This window comes from Acinetobacter sp. YH12027 (genome assembly GCF_013420085.1).
GTDB classification, from domain to species: Bacteria; Pseudomonadota; Gammaproteobacteria; order Pseudomonadales; family Moraxellaceae; genus Acinetobacter; species Acinetobacter amyesii.
Genome location: NZ_VOYW01000020.1, coordinates 1 through 18,041, shown reverse-complemented (window position 1 = coordinate 18,041; position 18,041 = coordinate 1). Strand labels below are relative to the sequence as shown.

The 18,041-nt window shown below is 40.6% G+C and carries 19 protein-coding genes; 9 read left to right on the top strand and 10 right to left on the bottom strand.

Annotated features, from left to right (window positions below; translation table 11 throughout):
- Positions 1-48: 48 nt before the first annotated feature.
- Positions 49-753 (bottom strand): ornithine uptake porin CarO, encoded by a 705-nt coding sequence (carO, locus tag FTT94_RS08975; RefSeq protein ID WP_180170633.1) that lies wholly within the window; start codon positions 751-753, stop codon positions 49-51.
- 374 nt (positions 754-1,127) lie between these two features.
- Between carO and dapD the strand changes: the two genes are divergently transcribed.
- The 5 genes from dapD (at position 1,128) to FTT94_RS08950 (ending at position 4,488) form a co-directional block, all read left to right on the top strand.
- Positions 1,128-1,949 (top strand): 2,3,4,5-tetrahydropyridine-2,6-dicarboxylate N-succinyltransferase, encoded by an 822-nt coding sequence (gene dapD, locus FTT94_RS08970; protein WP_078190347.1) that lies wholly within the window; start codon positions 1,128-1,130, stop codon positions 1,947-1,949.
- Positions 1,950-2,062: 113 nt separating this feature from the next.
- Positions 2,063-2,773: a 7-carboxy-7-deazaguanine synthase QueE gene (gene queE, locus FTT94_RS08965; RefSeq protein WP_180054956.1), complete on the top strand. Its 711-nt coding sequence runs from the start codon at positions 2,063-2,065 to the stop codon at positions 2,771-2,773.
- A gap of 29 nt (positions 2,774-2,802) precedes the next feature.
- Positions 2,803-3,474: a 7-cyano-7-deazaguanine synthase QueC gene (queC, locus tag FTT94_RS08960; protein WP_078190349.1), complete on the top strand. Its 672-nt coding sequence runs from the start codon at positions 2,803-2,805 to the stop codon at positions 3,472-3,474.
- 13 nt (positions 3,475-3,487) lie between these two features.
- On the top strand, positions 3,488-3,895 hold the full coding sequence (locus tag FTT94_RS08955; protein ID WP_078192024.1) for a hypothetical protein: 408 nt from the start codon (positions 3,488-3,490) through the stop codon (positions 3,893-3,895).
- 134 nt (positions 3,896-4,029) lie between these two features.
- Positions 4,030-4,488 (top strand): peroxiredoxin, encoded by a 459-nt coding sequence (locus FTT94_RS08950; protein ID WP_180003271.1) that lies wholly within the window; start codon positions 4,030-4,032, stop codon positions 4,486-4,488.
- Positions 4,489-4,548: 60 nt separating this feature from the next.
- Here FTT94_RS08950 and FTT94_RS08945 read toward each other — a convergent pair whose 3' ends face one another.
- Positions 4,549-5,148, bottom strand: a complete 600-nt coding sequence (locus tag FTT94_RS08945; protein ID WP_180170632.1) for a LysE/ArgO family amino acid transporter — start codon at positions 5,146-5,148, stop codon at positions 4,549-4,551.
- Positions 5,149-5,286: 138 nt separating this feature from the next.
- Here FTT94_RS08945 and FTT94_RS08940 point away from each other — a divergent pair, with 138 nt between their 5' ends.
- Positions 5,287-6,174 (top strand): LysR family transcriptional regulator ArgP, encoded by an 888-nt coding sequence (locus tag FTT94_RS08940; RefSeq protein ID WP_180026887.1) that lies wholly within the window; start codon positions 5,287-5,289, stop codon positions 6,172-6,174.
- A 17-nt stretch (positions 6,175-6,191) separates the two neighbouring features.
- Here FTT94_RS08940 and FTT94_RS08935 read toward each other — a convergent pair whose 3' ends face one another.
- Together FTT94_RS08935 and FTT94_RS08930 are read right to left on the bottom strand one after the other, a co-directional pair.
- Entirely contained in the window at positions 6,192-6,758 is a 567-nt protein-coding gene (locus tag FTT94_RS08935) for a YceI family protein (RefSeq protein WP_180107997.1), read from the bottom strand.
- A gap of 86 nt (positions 6,759-6,844) precedes the next feature.
- Positions 6,845-7,414: a nicotinate-nicotinamide nucleotide adenylyltransferase gene (locus tag FTT94_RS08930; protein ID WP_180170631.1), complete on the bottom strand. Its 570-nt coding sequence runs from the start codon at positions 7,412-7,414 to the stop codon at positions 6,845-6,847.
- 106 nt (positions 7,415-7,520) lie between these two features.
- Here FTT94_RS08930 and FTT94_RS08925 point away from each other — a divergent pair, with 106 nt between their 5' ends.
- On the top strand, positions 7,521-8,321 hold the full coding sequence (locus FTT94_RS08925) for an enoyl-CoA hydratase-related protein (protein WP_078192396.1): 801 nt from the start codon (positions 7,521-7,523) through the stop codon (positions 8,319-8,321).
- A gap of 95 nt (positions 8,322-8,416) precedes the next feature.
- Positions 8,417-9,190 (top strand): nitroreductase family protein, encoded by a 774-nt coding sequence (locus FTT94_RS08920; RefSeq protein WP_180009959.1) that lies wholly within the window; start codon positions 8,417-8,419, stop codon positions 9,188-9,190.
- 174 nt (positions 9,191-9,364) lie between these two features.
- Here the strand turns inward: FTT94_RS08920 and FTT94_RS08915 are convergent, their stop codons facing one another.
- Together FTT94_RS08915 and FTT94_RS08910 are read right to left on the bottom strand one after the other, a co-directional pair.
- Positions 9,365-9,682, bottom strand: a complete 318-nt coding sequence (locus tag FTT94_RS08915; protein ID WP_180170630.1) for an NGG1p interacting factor NIF3 — start codon at positions 9,680-9,682, stop codon at positions 9,365-9,367.
- 15 nt (positions 9,683-9,697) lie between these two features.
- Positions 9,698-10,579, bottom strand: a complete 882-nt coding sequence (locus FTT94_RS08910) for a LysR family transcriptional regulator (protein ID WP_180089293.1) — start codon at positions 10,577-10,579, stop codon at positions 9,698-9,700.
- A 155-nt stretch (positions 10,580-10,734) separates the two neighbouring features.
- On the opposite strand from FTT94_RS08910, the gene FTT94_RS08905 reads away from it, so the two are divergent.
- Entirely contained in the window at positions 10,735-12,477 is a 1,743-nt protein-coding gene (locus FTT94_RS08905) for an FAD-dependent monooxygenase (protein WP_180170629.1), read from the top strand.
- Between the two features lie 39 nt (positions 12,478-12,516).
- Here the strand turns inward: FTT94_RS08905 and FTT94_RS08900 are convergent, their stop codons facing one another.
- The 4 genes from FTT94_RS08900 to purL form a co-directional block, all read right to left on the bottom strand.
- A complete protein-coding gene (locus FTT94_RS08900; protein WP_180023331.1) occupies positions 12,517-12,972 on the bottom strand; it encodes a hypothetical protein in 456 nt (151 codons plus the stop codon).
- Between the two features lie 78 nt (positions 12,973-13,050).
- Positions 13,051-13,179 (bottom strand): KGW motif small protein, encoded by a 129-nt coding sequence (locus tag FTT94_RS16665; protein ID WP_257230079.1) that lies wholly within the window; start codon positions 13,177-13,179, stop codon positions 13,051-13,053.
- 284 nt (positions 13,180-13,463) lie between these two features.
- Positions 13,464-13,769: a hypothetical protein gene (locus FTT94_RS08895; RefSeq protein ID WP_180170628.1), complete on the bottom strand. Its 306-nt coding sequence runs from the start codon at positions 13,767-13,769 to the stop codon at positions 13,464-13,466.
- A gap of 93 nt (positions 13,770-13,862) precedes the next feature.
- Entirely contained in the window at positions 13,863-17,699 is a 3,837-nt protein-coding gene (gene purL, locus FTT94_RS08890; protein WP_180170627.1) for a phosphoribosylformylglycinamidine synthase, read from the bottom strand.
- Positions 17,700-18,041: the final 342 nt, after the last annotated feature.

Here is an 18,041-nt window from a genome sequence, read left to right as displayed (position 1 = left end):
AAACAAAAAAAACGAGCCGAAGCTCGTTTTTTTTATTTCAGTAATAACTTACCAATGGTAGCTCACACCTACTTTACCTACTGGAAGCCATTCGTATTTGTCATCTTGCTCAACGTTACGTTCATGGTCAGCAAGAATTGCAGGGTCATCACCTACACCTGTCAATTTAGCCGATGGATTACCAGTGTAATAAGCACCTACTTCACCGAATACGCCCCAGTTTTTATTCAATTTTGGCGCAAAACCTAAACCTAGGTATGGAGCGATATCATTATCATAAGACACTTTACCGTTTAGGCGTTCGAAAGAAGTTTCTTTACCATCAATTTTAATTGGTGTATCACCTTTACGACGCTTATCTAACGTATATTCAGTGTCGATATAACCTACACCCGCAGCAACATAAAGACCTTGAGCCCATGGATTAGCACTTGCACCCCAAGGACGAACTTCTGCATTTAAGTAACCAACTTTGTTATCCATATCCATGTCGTATTTTACGCCATCGACAGATAAGTCATCAGACCATGAAATATCACCACCGTTATAACCTAATGCAAGGCCAACGTATGGGTTCGCAGTCCAAAGTAACGCACCACCATAACCAGTCGTACCCACTTCTAGACGAGCGCCAGTTGGGATAAGTTGGTTTTGATCAAATGCATAGCCATCATGAACTACAGAGGTATCTGCCATTGCAGTACCTGCAGCAGTAAGTAGAGCAGCTACTGTTAATAAACGTAATGATTTCATGTGTTTCTCCTCAAAATAAACTATTATTCAGATTTTACAGACTTCTTATATGGCACATGTTAAAAGGAAACACAGCTCAACATTTATGCAAATTTACTGATTTTTTGTTAACTTTTGATACATTTAGATTTTAATATTGATTAATAAAGAGTTTTTGTTTCATTTTTTTAAATATAATAATGATGTTAAGGAACAATTCTGTATATTTTGCGTATTTTTTATACAAACCTTATGAAAGTGCTAAATTCATCACTCTTAATTTCTTGGTTTTAGTGCTTGCTTAATAATTAATTCCGATCCTAGACCGATTTACCATCTATTTTTAACTCGATATAGTGTAAAATCTTGGAAAATTTTTTTCTGGATGGAAGAACATGTCTCAGCTTTCAACAATCATTGAACAAGCATTTGAAGACCGTGCTAATTTCACTGCAGCTGACTGTCCTGCTGAAGTACGTGCAGCAGTAGAAGAAGTGATCGCTGGCCTAGATAACGGTACATTACGTGTTGCTGAAAAAATTGATGGTGAATGGATTGTTCATCAATGGGTGAAAAAAGCCGTTTTGCTTTCATTCAAATTGAACGACAACAAACCAATGGAAGCTTGTGACTTACGCTTCTATGACAAAGTAGATACTAAGTTCTCTGACTGGACTGAAGAACAATTTAAAGCTGCTGGTGTACGTGTAGTACCACCTGCTGTAGCACGTAAAGGTTCTTTCCAAGCAAAAAATGTTGTATTGATGCCTTCATATGTCAATATTGGTGCATATGTTGACGAAGGTACAATGGTTGATACATGGGCAACCGTTGGTTCATGTGCACAAATTGGTAAAAACGTACATTTGTCTGGTGGTGTTGGTATTGGTGGTGTTCTTGAACCACTTCAAGCGAACCCAACAATCATTGAAGACAATTGCTTTATTGGCGCGCGTTCTGAGATCGTTGAAGGTGTGATCGTAGAAGAAGGTTCTGTGATTTCAATGGGCGTATTTATTGGTCAATCGACTAAGATTTATGACCGTGAAACTGGCGAAATCCATTACGGTCGTGTTCCTGCTGGCTCTGTTGTGGTTTCTGGCAGCCTGCCTTCTAAATGCGGTAAATACAGCCTATATGCTGCTGTAATCGTGAAAAAAGTTGACGCGAAAACTCGTGCGAAAACAAGCTTGAACGAATTATTACGCGAAGACTAAGTCTTTATTTCAGCGGAGCATTCGTGTTCCGTGGAGCTTCTATCGCTCCTCGTCTCTACGGTTAGCAATGATCGTAGAGATTTTTTGTTTTTTTATATCTGGTTAATTTTGTTATGAGTACCCTTCGATCTTCCGCTATTCCTGTTTCTGATCCGTCTGCGGGTTTACGTATTACGGAGATTTTTTATTCATTGCAAGGTGAAGCCAATACCGCAGGTTTGCCTACGGTCTTTATCCGCTTGACGGGCTGTCCCTTACGTTGCACTTATTGTGATACAACCTATTCGTTTGAAGGCGGTGAACGCCAATCATTAGAAGAAATTATTCAAACCACTTTAGATTTTAAAACCCCTTATATTTGCGTGACGGGTGGTGAGCCACTTGCTCAACCGAACGCCCTTCCCCTCATGACTCGTCTGGCCGATTTAGGCTGCGAAGTCTCTTTAGAAACCAGTGGTGCTTTAGATGTGTCTAAAGTTGACCCACGTGTTTCAAAAGTTATGGATTTAAAAACCCCAACATCGGGTGAAGTTGCACGAAACTTGCTTAGCAACTTCGACCATTTAACGCCACATGATCAAATCAAATTTGTGATTTGTCATCGTGAAGACTATGAATGGTCAAAACAGCAAGTTGAGCGCTATAAGCTAAACGAAAAAGTCAACACCATTTGGTTCTCTCCGGCCTTTGCCGTTGAAAAAGGCGCTGTTCGTTTACCTCAGCTTGCACGTGATTTAGCACAGTGGATTTTAGAAGACCATCTCCCTGTTCGCTTCCAATTGCAATTACATAAATTGCTTTGGAACGATGAAACTGGTCGTTAAGTTTTAAAGAATTATTTGGAGTAATGCATATGCGCCCTCGTGCCATAGTTTTATTGTCTGGCGGCTTAGACTCAACCACTTGTTTAGCTTGGGCTCAAGCACGTTATGAATGTATCGCCTTAAGTTTTATGTATGGTCAACGTTCTACGACAGAACTGGATGCTGCTCGTGAGTTAACCAAGCAGGCTGGTGTAGAACATCGTGTCATTAATATCGATTTAGGTAACTTAGGTGGCTCTGCGTTAACGGACCATAGCATTGAAGTTCCTGATCATGAACAAGCCGGTATTCCTGTAACTTATGTACCAGCGCGTAACACGATTTTCTTGTCCTATGCTTTAGCTGCGGCGGAAGTTTTTGGTGCAGAAGCGATTGTCATTGGTATTAATGCAGTTGATTACTCAGGCTATCCAGACTGCCGTCCAGAGTTTATCGAAGCCTTTGCCAACATGGCTCGCCTTGCAACAAAGGTTGGCGTTGAAGGAAAACCACTTAAATTTGAAACACCTCTGTTACATTTATCCAAAGCAAATATCATTCGCTTAGGTATAGAACATGGCGTAGACTACAGTCAAACGGTGTCTTGCTATCAAGCAGATGACCAAGGTCGTGCTTGCGGTAAATGCGATAGCTGCCGTCTTCGTAAACAAGGTTTCGTTGACGCAGGTGTTGAAGATCCGACACGTTACATACCGAAATAACAAGGTAGGGTTTATGAAAAATTTAAAATCAAACATTATTCTTTCTGCTGCTTTCTCTGCAGCTGCATTGTTTGCTTCAGTTGCACACGCTGACAACGACAAGCTTCAACAAGCATATAAGAGCACTAACGTAAAATCTTCGTTAATTAATGTTTGTAAAGAAGAAACTGGCAAAGGTAAAAAACTAACCGCCGCTGAAGTTAGCAAATACTGTACTTGTGCTGTTGAAGCAGATGGTCGTTTAACCAATGCTCAAAAATGGGAAATCCAAAGCACAATCAACCAGAAGAAAAGCCCTGCAACACTCGCTTTTGTTCAAAAACAAAATAAAGACCTTCAAGCATGTTTCGGTCCTCAGTTAACAGGTAAATTAAAAAATTTAACTGAAGAAGCAATGAAATCTGCTCAAGCGAAAAAATAATTTTCGTCTTAAAAAAGCCTGCAAATGCAGGCTTTTTTATTGCTTTAAGTTCAAAGTAAATTCTGTATGATGGTCATATTTCACATACTTTGTTTAAGCCCATTTAGGGATAAGACATGAAAAAGGAAATCTTCATGACTGAAATTAGCTTACCAAATCAAACCTTCCCAACCACCTCAGGTGAAGTCAACCTTGCAGAACTAAACAATGACTGGCTGATCATCTACTTCTACCCTAAAGATTCAACACCAGGATGTACGACGCAAGCCATTGGGTTTTCATGCTTAAAAGATCAGTTTGATGCGCTTAATACACCAATCTACGGCATTTCTCGCGACTCGGTTAAAGCCCATCAAAACTTCACTGAAAAGCAAAATCTAAGCATTGATTTAATCAGTGATAAAGAAGAAGTGCTATGTCAGCATTTCGATGTGATTAAAGAAAAAAATATGTATGGCAAAAAGGTTATGGGCATCGAACGCTCAACCTTTATTTTCCATCATGGAAAGCTGGTAAAAGAATATCGTAAAGTCAAAGCTGCAGGCCATGCAGAACAAGTCTTAGAAGATTTAAAAGCATTACAAGCAGCATAAAAGTAATGATTTGAGCCTGCTCCTTTAGGAATGGGCTCAAACTTAATAAGAAGCTTCTAACTAGAGCAATAATGAGGCTGCAATTCCCCACATCACAACGCCAATAATAAAATCTAAAACTTTCCATGCCTTTGCACTTTGGAAGAGCGGTAATAAATAGCGCGCACCAAATCCGAGGACAAAGAAAAATACCCATGAGGCTGTGATTGCCCCAGTCGCAAAATAGACTGCGGTCGAGTCAAACTTCGTGGAAATAGATCCAATCAGCACAACCGTATCGAGATACACATGTGGATTCAACCACGTTAAAGCCAAGCAGATCAGTACCAGTTTCAATAATTTGGTTTCATTCTTCTCACTGGGCGCTAAACTGCTCGAAGTTTTAAAGGCTTGCAGAAAATGTTGTGCTCCATAAACTGCTAAAAACATTGCGCCTAAATATTTCGCTCCACTCACAATTTCAGGATGACTTTCAACCAATTGAGAGAATCCGAGCACACCTAGTAAGATGAGTATCGAATCAGAAGCAGCGCAAATAGCACAGAGCCAAAAGACATACTGCTTTTTTAACCCCTGCTTGAGAATAAACGCATTTTGCGCACCAATCGCGATAATTAGGCTAAATCCAATTGCGAGCCCTTGCATATAACTGTGCAACATTTTTAACTACACTTTCAAAGCTTTAAATGAATCTTGCTATTATCTAAGCTTATTGCTAAAAATAAGTATTTATAAATAAATATCAATATAACTAAGTTTTTCTTAGTTTATGTAATTTCTAATACTCGTAGGTGACTCATGTTACAAAGCAAACATAGTGAAGCATTTCTTGCGGTTGCAGAAACAGGAAGCTTTGAACAAGCGGCACTGCGTTTAAATATTACGGCATCTGCGGTCACGCTCAGGCTACAAACCTTAGAAAAGAAATTAGGTCATGTGCTCATTGTGCGTGAACGGCCCTGCCGCCCAACACTCGCAGGCCAATCTTTATTGCATTATTTACAACACAGCAAATTACTAGAACATAATTTTCTGCAAAATCTAACAGGACAAACGGCGAATGCTTTCTATCAAGTCAATATTGCAACCAATGCTGACTCACTTGCGACATGGCTGCTTCCGCTACTCAAAGATCTCTTAATTGAAGAAAAAATCGTGATTCATTTTCAGGTCGATGATCAGTCACAAACACATCATTTATTAGAAGCAGGACTGGTCAATGCCTGTGTCACAACAGAATCAGAAGCCATGAAAGGCTGCGTCGCAGAATATCTGGGTGAAATGCATTATCGCTTTGTAGCAACCCCTGATTTTATACAAAGATGGTTCGGTCAAGGCGTGACGCGAAATGCGTTAAGGGCTGCGCCTGCACTGATTTTTAATGAGAAAGATGACCTACATACGCAATCGATTCAGAAAAATTTCGGACTCAATCCTTCACAATATCCACATCATTTCATTCCCTCTTCAACGGCATTTTTTGATGCCATTACGATGGGCTTGGGCTATGGATGGTTACCCGACTATCAAAGCAAAGACTTATTGGCAGAGGGAAAATTGATAGAGCTTTCAACAGAACTCAGTATTGATTTAGCCTTGTATTGGCATCACTGGAACCAACAATCTGTTCAATTACAAAAATTGACTGCTGTTGTGCTGCAACATGCCAAAGATCATATGTGTTAAACCCTGTAAGACTGCGGTTATTCAAGCCGCCATTGGCCTTTGAGCTGAATCAGTACTTGCTCACCAACTCCACCGAGTGCTTTACGCATACCAAAATCACTACGCTTAATGGTTGCTAAAGATTGAACATCCAACACTTTTGGATTTTGCGGACTTGGGGTAAGTGTAGTATCGAAGATCACAGGTTTAGTGATACCACGAATGGTCAGATCCCCTCGAATCATATATTTCGCATAAGCCACGGGTTCGATTTGTTTACTGACAAACTTCACTTGCTTAAATTCAGCGGCATCAAAATATTCACTTCCCAAGATTAATCCCTTTAAGCTTGGGTTACTAAAACTGATGCTATCTACATCTAACACCAAATGAGCTGAACCTTTATGTGGAATTTCAGGATCAAACTTAAGGTTCGACTGAACCTTATTAAAGCGCCCTTCAACAATCGACAGCCCCACAGATTTAATACCAAAAGTGACCTGACTATTAGGCGTTAGCGTCCATTCAGCAGCATGTAGGGGAAATACGCAACATAAAGCGAAGGCTCCCATATATTTTGCAAACGTTCCCTGACGCAAACTCATGTTTTTCTCCTGAATAAAACACAGCCTAAAAGCACTACAATGTTTATTTTTTTACTCCATTGTGGTGCTAGAACTTTAGCGTTTTTTTATAGCAGATTTGTTTTATCCTGAGTCATAAATTTGTGTTGAAGTTGTTTATAAATGTTTGTCTGTTGAAATTTTTGCAAAAAATCGACGGTACCTTGAGGAAAGGCATCTCTTTCAATTTCACCACGAAAATACGCTTCACGTACTGGTGTCGCAGAAATCGCCCCTTCTAGACTATCCAGCTCAACCATTTTCCACTCGGGGAAGAATTTTAAATAATAAGAAGAATCATCTTTAAAATGCCCGATCAAACCGACTTTTGCATTCGTTTCAATTACATCATTCACCAAAGATTTGACTAACTTTTGCCATTTTTCATCGTTATATACATCTATCACATGCACAAACTTGATTCGCTTCTGATCTTGCTCTGAAAAATTCGACAGGATCATCTGCTCACGTTCTACAGCCAAAAATGGATTTTTGATATTACGTTCATTTTGCGCCGAACCCAGTGCTAAAAGCACATATTGACTTTGTTGTAAGGCAATTTTAATGGTTTGCAAATGCGCTAAATGGAACGGCTGAAAACGCCCAATGAAAACCAAATAATCAAATGTATATTTCATATCAAATCAAACTTTTTATGAACTGAGCAGTTGTGCCACAGGCTGAAATATGCGACATAATGTCGAGCATAAAATCAAAACGAAACTTTTACGCAAGGATAGTACGATGACACTGAGCTGTATTCAACAACCCCATGAACATTTGAATGCGAATTTGGACAATGGCGTACTGACCTTAGCCATTAACCGACCTCAGGCGAAGAACGCGCTGTATACAGAATTATATCTGTGGATTGCAAAAGCATTAGATGAAGCTGATCAAGATACTTCAGTGCGTGTAGTAGTACTCCGTGGTCAAGATGCAGACTTCAGTGCGGGCAATGACATGCAAGATTTTATGAAATCTGCTGCTCAAAAAGGACAAGCTCCAGCTTCAGAAGGCGCACCTTTTATTTTGTTAAAATCTGCTGCTCAATTTTCTAAGCCGCTGATTGCTGCGGTTCGTGGTGTTGCCATTGGGATTGGTGTTACGATTCTGCTTCATTGCGATCTAGTCTACAGCGACAATACTGCCCTATTCCAAATTCCGTTTGTGAGCCTTGGTCTATCGCCTGAAGGTGCATCGAGCAAGCTATTGGTTCAACAAGCCGGCTACCATAAAGCGGCGGAATTACTGTTAACTGCTCAGAAGTTTGATAGTGCGACAGCGCTTTCAGCAAATTTGGTCAATAGCATTGAAGAAGATGCTTATGCGACAGCTGCGAAAAAAGCAGCACAGTTATCTGCACTTCCACTAGCATCTTTGGTTCAATCAAAAGCATTAATGAAACATAATGTAGATGAAATCGTGGCATGGATTGACCATGAAGCTGAAATTTTCATGGATCGAGTAGGCTCTCCAGAAATGATGGAAGCTGTTGCAGCCTTTATGCAAAAACGCAAACCTGACTTCTCTCAGTTCAATTAATGTTTTAATGGAACTAAAAAACCACTCATATTTGGGTGGTTTTTTTCATCTCAGCCCCAATCTATTTTCTAAATTAAAAAACTGGATGTTTCCACATGACTGCAGTATCACAAACTGAAACTAAACCTGAAAAGAAACGCTACTACGAGCCTGCGCCTGAAGGCATCGATATCGAGAATTTTAAAAAAGTTGTACAAAGCCGTCGTTCTGTACGTAAGTTTACCGACAAGGCCATTCCAAACGACGTTTTAGATGAATGCTTAGACCTCGCCTTGCTTGCACCGAATTCATCGAATTTACAGCCTTGGACATTCTATGTCGTTCAGAATCCCGCAAAGAAAAAACAATTGGTGAAAGCTTGCTTAGGGCAACTTGCGGCAAAAACTGCTGCTGAATTGATTGTCTGTGTCGCGCGTACCGACCGTGTAGATGAAATGGCTAAACGTAATATTTCCGAATTTCCATTCCCTGAAGCACCTGCAGCTGTGCAGAAGTATTACAAGTTCATTCCTTATAACTATAAAACTGGTTACTTCAACGCACTAGGTAACTTTAAAAAAGTAGCTTTCAAAGTTGCACGTACACTGGATAAACAGTTGCCTGTGACGGCGTTTAATGAAGCAGATGCGAAACTTTGGGCGAGCAAAACCACAGCATTGGCTTGTGAAAACTTAGTTTTGGCTTTACGTGCCTATGGTTTTGACAGTTGTATGATGGAAGGTTTTGATGAACCTTTGGTGAAGAAAATTTTAGGATTAAATGCTCAGCAATACCCAGTGATGGTGATTGGTGCAGGTGAACGTGCTAAAGATGGTGTGTTCTTCCCGCAGTATCGTTTTGACCGTGAGCTGTTTATTCAGAAGATATAATTTGCTTTCAAAAGAATAGTCACAACCGCAATTGACTGCATAACTTTAAATATTAGGTAAGTCCCGTCTCCCTTCGGGAAGAGGAGCATTCTTCGTAAGAGGATGAGGGGCATAATCTGATAAATCCTCTCCCTAACCCTCTCCTTTAAAAGGAGAGGGAACTTTCATTATGAATTAAAAACTTACATCCACCATTTGAATAAACTCAAATGCCGGCTCTTCATAAGGATGACTTGCTTTTAAAGACCTTGCGACCTCACTCGCCTTCTCTTCAAGCACGATGGTTTCCACTCGCCATTCAGGGATAGACTCCAGCTGATCCAACTCACCAATAAAAGGATTTGCGCCTTTTACAGGTTTAAATTGCCCTGTACCTAACACCTGCCAAGCGCAGTGTTCATAGTTGCCTATACCGCCTGCTCCAGCTTCAAAAACAGCCAGTTTAGTCGACTCTAGGTGAGACTCAGGTACATAATAAATCAGTTTTAACATTGGTTATTCCAGACGCTATTGTGCAGTTACATTATTTAAAGCACTGTAAATCATTTTCAATGCAACATTATTCGATGCATTCGGATAGGTTGCATATAAACCTAGTTTCGGTAATTCCACATCTGTTTGAATGACTTTGACCGAATCATTTAAAAATTTGAGTAAATATTCGGGCACAAAACTCAGGCCCATGCCCATATTAATCAAATTTAAATGCTGCATGACATTTGTTACCCACAGCATATGATCATGTTGCTGCTGATCAAAAGGAATCAAGGCATTTAAGGTATCGTAAAACACGGGAGAAGCATTTTGTTCACACATAATAATGGTGTGATTTTTTAACTCTTGAAGTTTTAAGATGCGATCTGATGGATGCAGATGCGCTGCGCCAACCAAATAAATTTGCTCACTTAAAACCTGAATATTGGTAAAGTCATCATGGCTTAAGTGGTAACGAGTAAAGCTAATATCCAGTTCGGTATTTTTTAGTTTTTGAATTTGCTCTGTACACGTCAAGCTATGTAAATGAATTTTCAAATCAGGAATATGCTGTTTTAATTGCGCCAAAATACTCGGCATAATTTTCAATTCTGCGACATTTAAAAAGCCAATATGTATTTGATTATTTTTGGCTTGCGCCACGTGGCGAGCTGCGGCTACAGCTTGTTTGGCATTTTCTAGTGCTTGCTCTGCATATTTCAGAAAAGCCTGCCCTTCATCGGTCAGTAAGACTTTGCGAGCAGAACGTTCAAATAATTGCACCCCAACTTCCTGCTCTAAGTCTTTAATTTGCTGACTGAGCGATGGTTGTGCTGTAAATAGTTTTTCCGCTGCCTTAGTGAAACTCTGTTCTTTCGCCACCGTCACAAAATAACGTAAATGTCGTAATTCCATTCGCTTCACTCCACACACTCACTACATCACCCGTGTTATGCAGTCAAAATACCAATAGATCTATAGTTTATATGAATATCCATTCTACTCGGAAAATCATTTGCCTAGACTGCGGACTATTCCAAGTTTTCGCTTCACATACACATGGAGTTTTTATGACACAGCAATTCGATACCGATGTTCTGATTATTGGCACAGGGCCTGCAGGTTCTACTTTAGGTTTGGCCTTGGCAAATTACGGCATACAGGTTCAGCTTTTTACCCAATTTAATTGGTTAGCTAATAGTCCGCGTGCCCATATTACCAACCAACGTGCGATGGAAGTGTTGCGTGACTTAGGTATCGAAGAACAGGTCAAAGAAATTGCAACTCCTTGGGAGCAGATGGGTGAAAGCCTCATTACCACAAGTCTTGTCGGTGAAGAAATTGCCCGTATGAGTGCTTGGGGCACGGGCGATGAACGTCATGGCGATTATATTAAAGGTAGCCCCTGTCCATTAGTCGATCTTATTCAACCGAAAATGGAAGCTTTGTTGGTAAAAAATGCAGCCGAGCGTGGTGCGATTTATAATTTTAATACTGAATATTTGTCCCATGTGCAAGATGAGCATGGTGTAACAGCAACCTTTTTAAATCGTATTACAAATACTGAATTCAGCTTACGTGCCAAATATTTGGTCGGTATGGATGGTGCGCGTTCTAAAGTGCTTGAAGAGCTTGATTTACCCCTCGAAGGGATCATGGCTCGTGCAGGTACGGTATACGTGACCTTTAAAGCAGATCTTTCACAATATGTGAAAAACCGCCCTGCTATTTTGCAATGGATTGTTAACCCTGAAGCCAGCTTTGGTGATCTGGGCATGGGCTTACTCCGTGCCATTACACCGTGGAATGAATGGATTATGGGTTGGGGCTTTGATATTTCCAAAGGTGAACCACAAGTCACCGAAGAGCAAGTCCGTGCGCGTCTAAATGCCTTTGTCGGTGCTGAAGTTGAAAATGTCGAGATTCAAAAACTGTCTTATTGGTATGTGAACCAAACATGGGCAACTGAATACTCGAAAGGTCGTGTATTCTGCGGCGGTGATGCGGTACATCGTCATCCACCATCAAGTGGCTTAGGTTCAAATACCTGTATGCAAGATGCTTTTAACCTCGGTTGGAAATTGGCATATGCCATTAAAGGTTGGGCTGCTCCTGCTCTACTTGAATCTTATACCACTGAGCGTGCGCCTGTCGGCAAGCAAATCGTGGCGCGTGCCAATCAATCTCGCTTTGACTATAAGCATCTCAAAGAGGTATTTGGCTTTGACCAAGGCATCACAACTCAAGCTCAAATGATGCAACGTATTTTTGCGGAAGATGAACAAGCTGCAGAAATTCGTCAAAAGCTATATCAAGCCTTAGAAATTAAAAACTTTGAGTTTAATGCCCAAGGTGTAGAGCTAAATCAGCGTTATACGTCCAATGCAGTGATGGTTGAATCTGAACCTGAAGTATTTGAAAAAGATCAACAACTGTACTTACAAGCGACCACACGTCCAGGTGCTAAAGTACCGCATACTTGGTTAATTGATGCCAAAGGCGATAAGCAATCAATGTTAGATATTACAGGGCATGGTCGTTTCACCCTACTGACAGGTCTTTCAGGCAAAGGTTGGAAATCTGCTGCTGAATCGTTGAATCTACCTTATTTAGATGTGATTCAAATTGGTTCCCGTGAATACCGTGATGTGTACGGTACGTGGAATGCTAAATCTGAAATTCATGAATCAGGCGCTGTCTTAGTTCGTCCAGATGGTTATGTGGCTTGGCGATACCAAGACAGTACCAATGCTGCTTTTGATTTTGAAAATACGTTGAAGGCGGTGTTAAAGCAGATCCAATTGGCTATTTAATCAAAAACCACCTTCGGGTGGTTTTATTAATTCAATATTTTAGGATTTTTCTTTCCAACAATGTTGTTTTTTTTCTACACCTATTTCAGCTTTATCTAACAACAATACTAAATTTTGTGTTCGATTATTTGAACTTTTTGGCACAAAACTATTTTGACTATATCCATTTTTATAAACGCAAATCGACCAACTATATTTTGCTGGAAATATATGAATAAATTGCAAACTTTTCTCTGCAGAAAATGTAGCAATTCCGTCCTGTGTTTTTTTTAATGTAGATTCAGTAAAAGACTTGCCTTGCCATGTTGTAAGATTTAAAAATACTTCTGCATCGTCCAACTTTTCATTTTGATCATTGATAACAGTTATATTAATTTTCGGATGCTTCGTTTTTAAAATAGGAAAGCACCCACTTAACAATGTTGACGGAAACATAAAGCCTAAAAGTAAAAATATTTTTATATCTTTTAATAATACAAATTGTTTAAAGCTCATTATTAATTTTTGCAGTTTTTTAATTATGCATTAGTTTACATAAAAAACCGCCTCACGGCGGTTTCAATTGTTCAGATATTACATCTGTAAAACATAACCCAAAACTAAAAATACCAACTGCAAACACACGACTGCACCAAAAAGCTTCCAGCCCTTTCTACGCAGCGCAGACTTATCAACTGCCGAATATTCCGCTGTTTTAATCATGTCATCACCTCATCATGAGTGTTGATACTGAACTCGTTTAGTTACCCATCTTTCTTTTATCTTGCTGTCTTTAATCTTGCATAGTTATTGTGCATAAAATACACACTAGCATGTTTCCACAAATATAAAAGCAAAATCTAAACCAAGTTCAGTGGGAGAAATAAAAATTTAAAACAAACAAAAAACCACCCGCAGGTGGTTAAAAATTCGAATGAAATTATAGTTTTAAAATCATATATTAACAATATTTATTATATCAATTGGTAAATTCAAGCACTCAAGATTCATTCTGTAGTGATCTTTTTCATCTCGCCATTCATACCGCGCTTGAAATAAACCACTTTGTTTTTAACACTTGGATCATTACATCGTGAAATTTCTATTTTACATTCAATGCCTAAATCACCAATCTCATCAATAAGATCATAAATTGCTAACTGACGGATGCTAGATCCAATAAACCGAACCTCATCATAAGCTTCAACCTCATACAATAGATCAAAACTTAAAAGATTTTCTTCCAAACTACACCTTAAAACAGGAGCATCTTTTGAATGAGTTTTTAAATTTACATAAGATTCTATTTCCATATCAAATTCCTTTAATAAACCAGCTTAATTTTATTCAATGCCATAAAAAAGCCACCCGAAGGCGGCTCTTTTCTATTATTCATCTATCTAAGATTAACCAATAAATTTACGTGCATTACGGAACATACGTAACCAAGCACCGTCTTGATCCCAATCTTCTGGTTTCCAAGAATGCTGAATCGCACGGAAGTTACGTTCAGGGTGCGGCATCATAATCGTTGCACGACCGTCTTTAGACGTTACACCTGAAATCGCTTCTGGCGAACCATTCGGGTTCATTGGGTAATGCTGCGTTGGGTTGCCTTGACTATCTACATAACGCAAGATCACTTGATCGCCTGCATTGAGTGCTGCAATGTTTTCCGCGCTAGCAACCACACGGCCTTCACCATGTGCTACAGCGATAGGAAGAATCGAACCTTCCATACCTTCTAACAATACAGAATTTGATTTTTCAACGCGTACGTTTACAGCACGTGCTTCAAACATCTCTGAAGTATTGTGGTGGAAACGAGGCCAAGCGTCTGCACCCGGAATTAATGGTGCAAGCTGAGACAACATTTGACAGCCGTTACAAATACCTAGAGAGAAAGTTTCATCACGGTTGAAGAATTTCTCAAATTGGTCACGAAGTTTAGGATTGAACAATACAGATTTAGCCCAACCGCCGCCTGCGCCCAATACGTCACCGTAAGAGAAACCGCCACACGCGACTAAACCTTCAAAGTCATCAAGACTGATACGGCCAGCAAGCAAGTCGCTCATGTGTACGTCTACAGTGTTGAAGCCGACTTTATCGAATGCAGCTGCCATTTCTACATGACCATTGACACCTTGTTCACGCAGAATCACCATGTTTGGACGGCGTTCATTGATGTACGGTGCTTCGATTGGCTCGTTCAAATCAAATGTTGGTTTTGCAATTAAACCTGCATGTGATTTGTCCGCGATTAATGCATATTCTTGATCCGCAGTTTCTACGTTGTCACGCAGACGTTGGATTTGATGAGACACTTCAGTCCATGCTTGCTGTAATTCAGCACGGTCTAAGCTCAAACCATTTACAGTTAAAGTATCTGTATCATTTACAGTACCTACAACCGCAATTGCATCTTTAAGGCTAGACGCTGCAACTTCAGCTTCAAGTGCTGCCCAATCTGCTTTGCTGATTTGAAGCACTGCACCAATTTCTTCTGCAAATAGAGATTCAACAGATTGTTCTTCTAGCGCCACACCTAAACGTGAAGCAAACATCATTTCTGCAACAGTTGCCAGCAGACCGCCATCACCGATGTCATGGTAAGCCTTGATTAGACCACGGTTGTTCCAGTCTTGAACCAATGCAAAGAATGCTTTGAAGTCATCAAAACTATCTACATCAGGAGTTACAGAACCAATTGCTTTGTAAACCTGTGCAAGGATCGAACCGCCAAGACGGAATTGACCTTTAGAAAGATCGATACGTACCAGTACAGACTCGATATTCTTAAGTTCAGGTGTCAATGTTTTGCGAACATCCGTCACAGGTGCAAATGCTGTGATCACGCCTGACATTGGTGAAGTGACAGATTTGTCTTCGCCTTCGTCATTCCAAGTGGTACGCATAGACAATGAGTCTTTACCTACTGGAATTGCGATACCTAGTGCAGGACACATTTCCATACCGATGGCTTTAACACCTTCGAATAGCGCTTGGTCTTCACCTTGTTGACCTGCAGCAGCCATCCAGTTTGCAGACAATTTAATGTCGCTGATCTGGTCGATTTTTGCAGACATGATGTTTGAAATTGATTCTGCTACAGATAAACGTGCAGAAGCAGCAGGATTCAACAACGCAACTGGTGGACGCTCACCCATTGCCATCGCTTCACCTGTATAACCAACAAGGCTAGTCGTTGTTACTGCAGCATCCGCTACAGGCACTTGCCACTTACCGACGAACTGATCACGTGCAACCATACCTGTAATCGAACGGTCACCAATGGTGATCAAGAACGATTTAGATGCAACAGTTGGATTCTTAAGAACGCGGTAAATCGCATCTTTCAAATCTGTGACAGTTTCAGCAGTGAAGTCATCGCCTTTACGTTCAATGGTTTCGTATGAACGGCTCATGCGTGGTGTACCGCCAAGCATCACTTGCATTGGCATATCCACAGCTTTGTTTTCAAACAATGGATCGTTTACTGTCAATTGACGTGCTTCAGTTGCTTCACCAAGTACGGCGAATGGGCAGCGTTCACGTGCACACAGTGATTCAAACAATTCTAAAGAGCTTGGACGAATTGCCAATACATAACGCTCTTGTGCTTCGTTCGACCAAATCTCCATCGGAGACATGCCTTTTTCCAGTGATGGAATTTTACGAAGATCAAGGATTGCACCTAACTCGTGATCGTTCACAAGTTCAGGCATTGCATTTGAGATACCGCCCGCACCCACGTCATGTACAGATACGATTGGGTTATGGTCTTCCATGCGCCAGCAAGCATCAATCACTTCTTGGCAACGGCGTTCCATTTCTGGGTTTTCACGCTGTACAGATGCGAAGTCTAGGTTTTCACCTAACTTACCGCTGTCTACAGAAGACGCAGCACCGCCGCCTAGACCGATCAGCATGGCAGGACCGCCAAGTACGATTAAAAGATCGCCCGGTTGGATTGCATCTTTTTCTACATGGTCAGGACGGATGTTACCGTAACCGCCGGCAATCATAATTGGCTTATGGAAGCCTTTTACGTCGCCATTTACATTTTGTTCAAACGTACGGAAGTAACCATTTAAAGCAGGACGACCGAATTCGTTATTAAACGCAGCGCCACCCAATGGGCCTTCAATCATAATTTGAAGCGGAGATGCCATACGAGACGGCTTGCCGTAGTTTTCTTCCCAAGGCTGTTCAAAGCCAGGAATGTTCAAGTTAGAAACAGTGAAACCTGTTAAACCTGCTTTTGGCTTACCGCCACGGCCAGTTGCGCCTTCATCACGGATTTCACCGCCTGAACCTGTCGCAGCACCCGCAAATGGCGCAATTGCTGTCGGATGGTTATGCGTTTCCACCTTCATTAAGATGTGAGCAGCTTGGCTCTTATATTTGTAAACGTGCTGACCTGTTTCTTCGTCTTTTTTCGGATAGAAACGTTGAGTGTCAAAGCCCACGATCACTGATGCGTTGTCTTTATATGCAGACAAAACGTCATCTGGAGATTCTTTATAAGTGTTTTTAATCATTTGGAACAATGACAATGGCTGAACTTCGCCATCAATTGTCCATTCTGAACCAAAGATTTTATGACGGCAGTGCTCAGAGTTTGCTTGAGCAAACATCATCAATTCGATGTCATGCGGGTTACGGCCAAGCTTGTTAAACGCTGCAACTAAATAATCAATTTCTTCGTCAGATAGTGCAAAACCAAATTCAGAGTTTGCTTTCACTAAAGCATCTTTGCCTTGACCTAAAATATCAATTGCATTTAACGGCTTTGGTTCAGTTTCAGAGAACAGCGCAGTCGCTTCTTCAATTTGATTGAAAACACTTTCGGTCATGCGGTCATGTAATGCTAGTTTTACTTCATCAGAAACAGCATTTACGCCCTTCAAAGTAAACAAAACACCGCGTTCAAGGCGATGAACCGGTGTATTACAGTTGGCGAAAATGTCTGTTGCCTTCGACGACCACGGAGAGATTGTCCCAACGCGTGGCGTCACTAATATTTGGACTTCATCACTTGCTGGCTGGCGCAATTCAAAAGATTGACCATCATTAAGCAGCTGTAAAGCAGATTGCTGTTGCTGTTCGCTTAGCGCTTGGTCAAATAGATAGACCAATTGGCTTTCAATTTCCTGAACAGAACTAATCGAAGATAGACGTGTTAATAGTTGCGTTTTCTTAAAAGAAGAGTGTGCTGGTGCACCGGCCACGATAAACATGCTGATTTTGGCTCCACGGGCTGGTCTTTTGAACCAAGCCGCAATGTGACTTGAAGAGAGCGCATATTCTACTGTGTATTGGCGAAATCAGCTAGATGGGAAAAGCATTTTCTGTTCGAGAATGGCACAAGATTTTTTAAATTTTGTTTTTATTTTCAGTCAAAAAGATTGAATACAGCAGTGCAGCTTAGCACAAAATAAATTGTAAAAAACATTAGGGTCTGTTGACATTTGTTGATTAAAAAAATAGCGAGATAGTAAAATTAAATCGCCAAACCCAATTTTACACTCGCTATGCCTCGAACAATGCTAAATGATCAACACTGGTCCAAGTTACTTGCT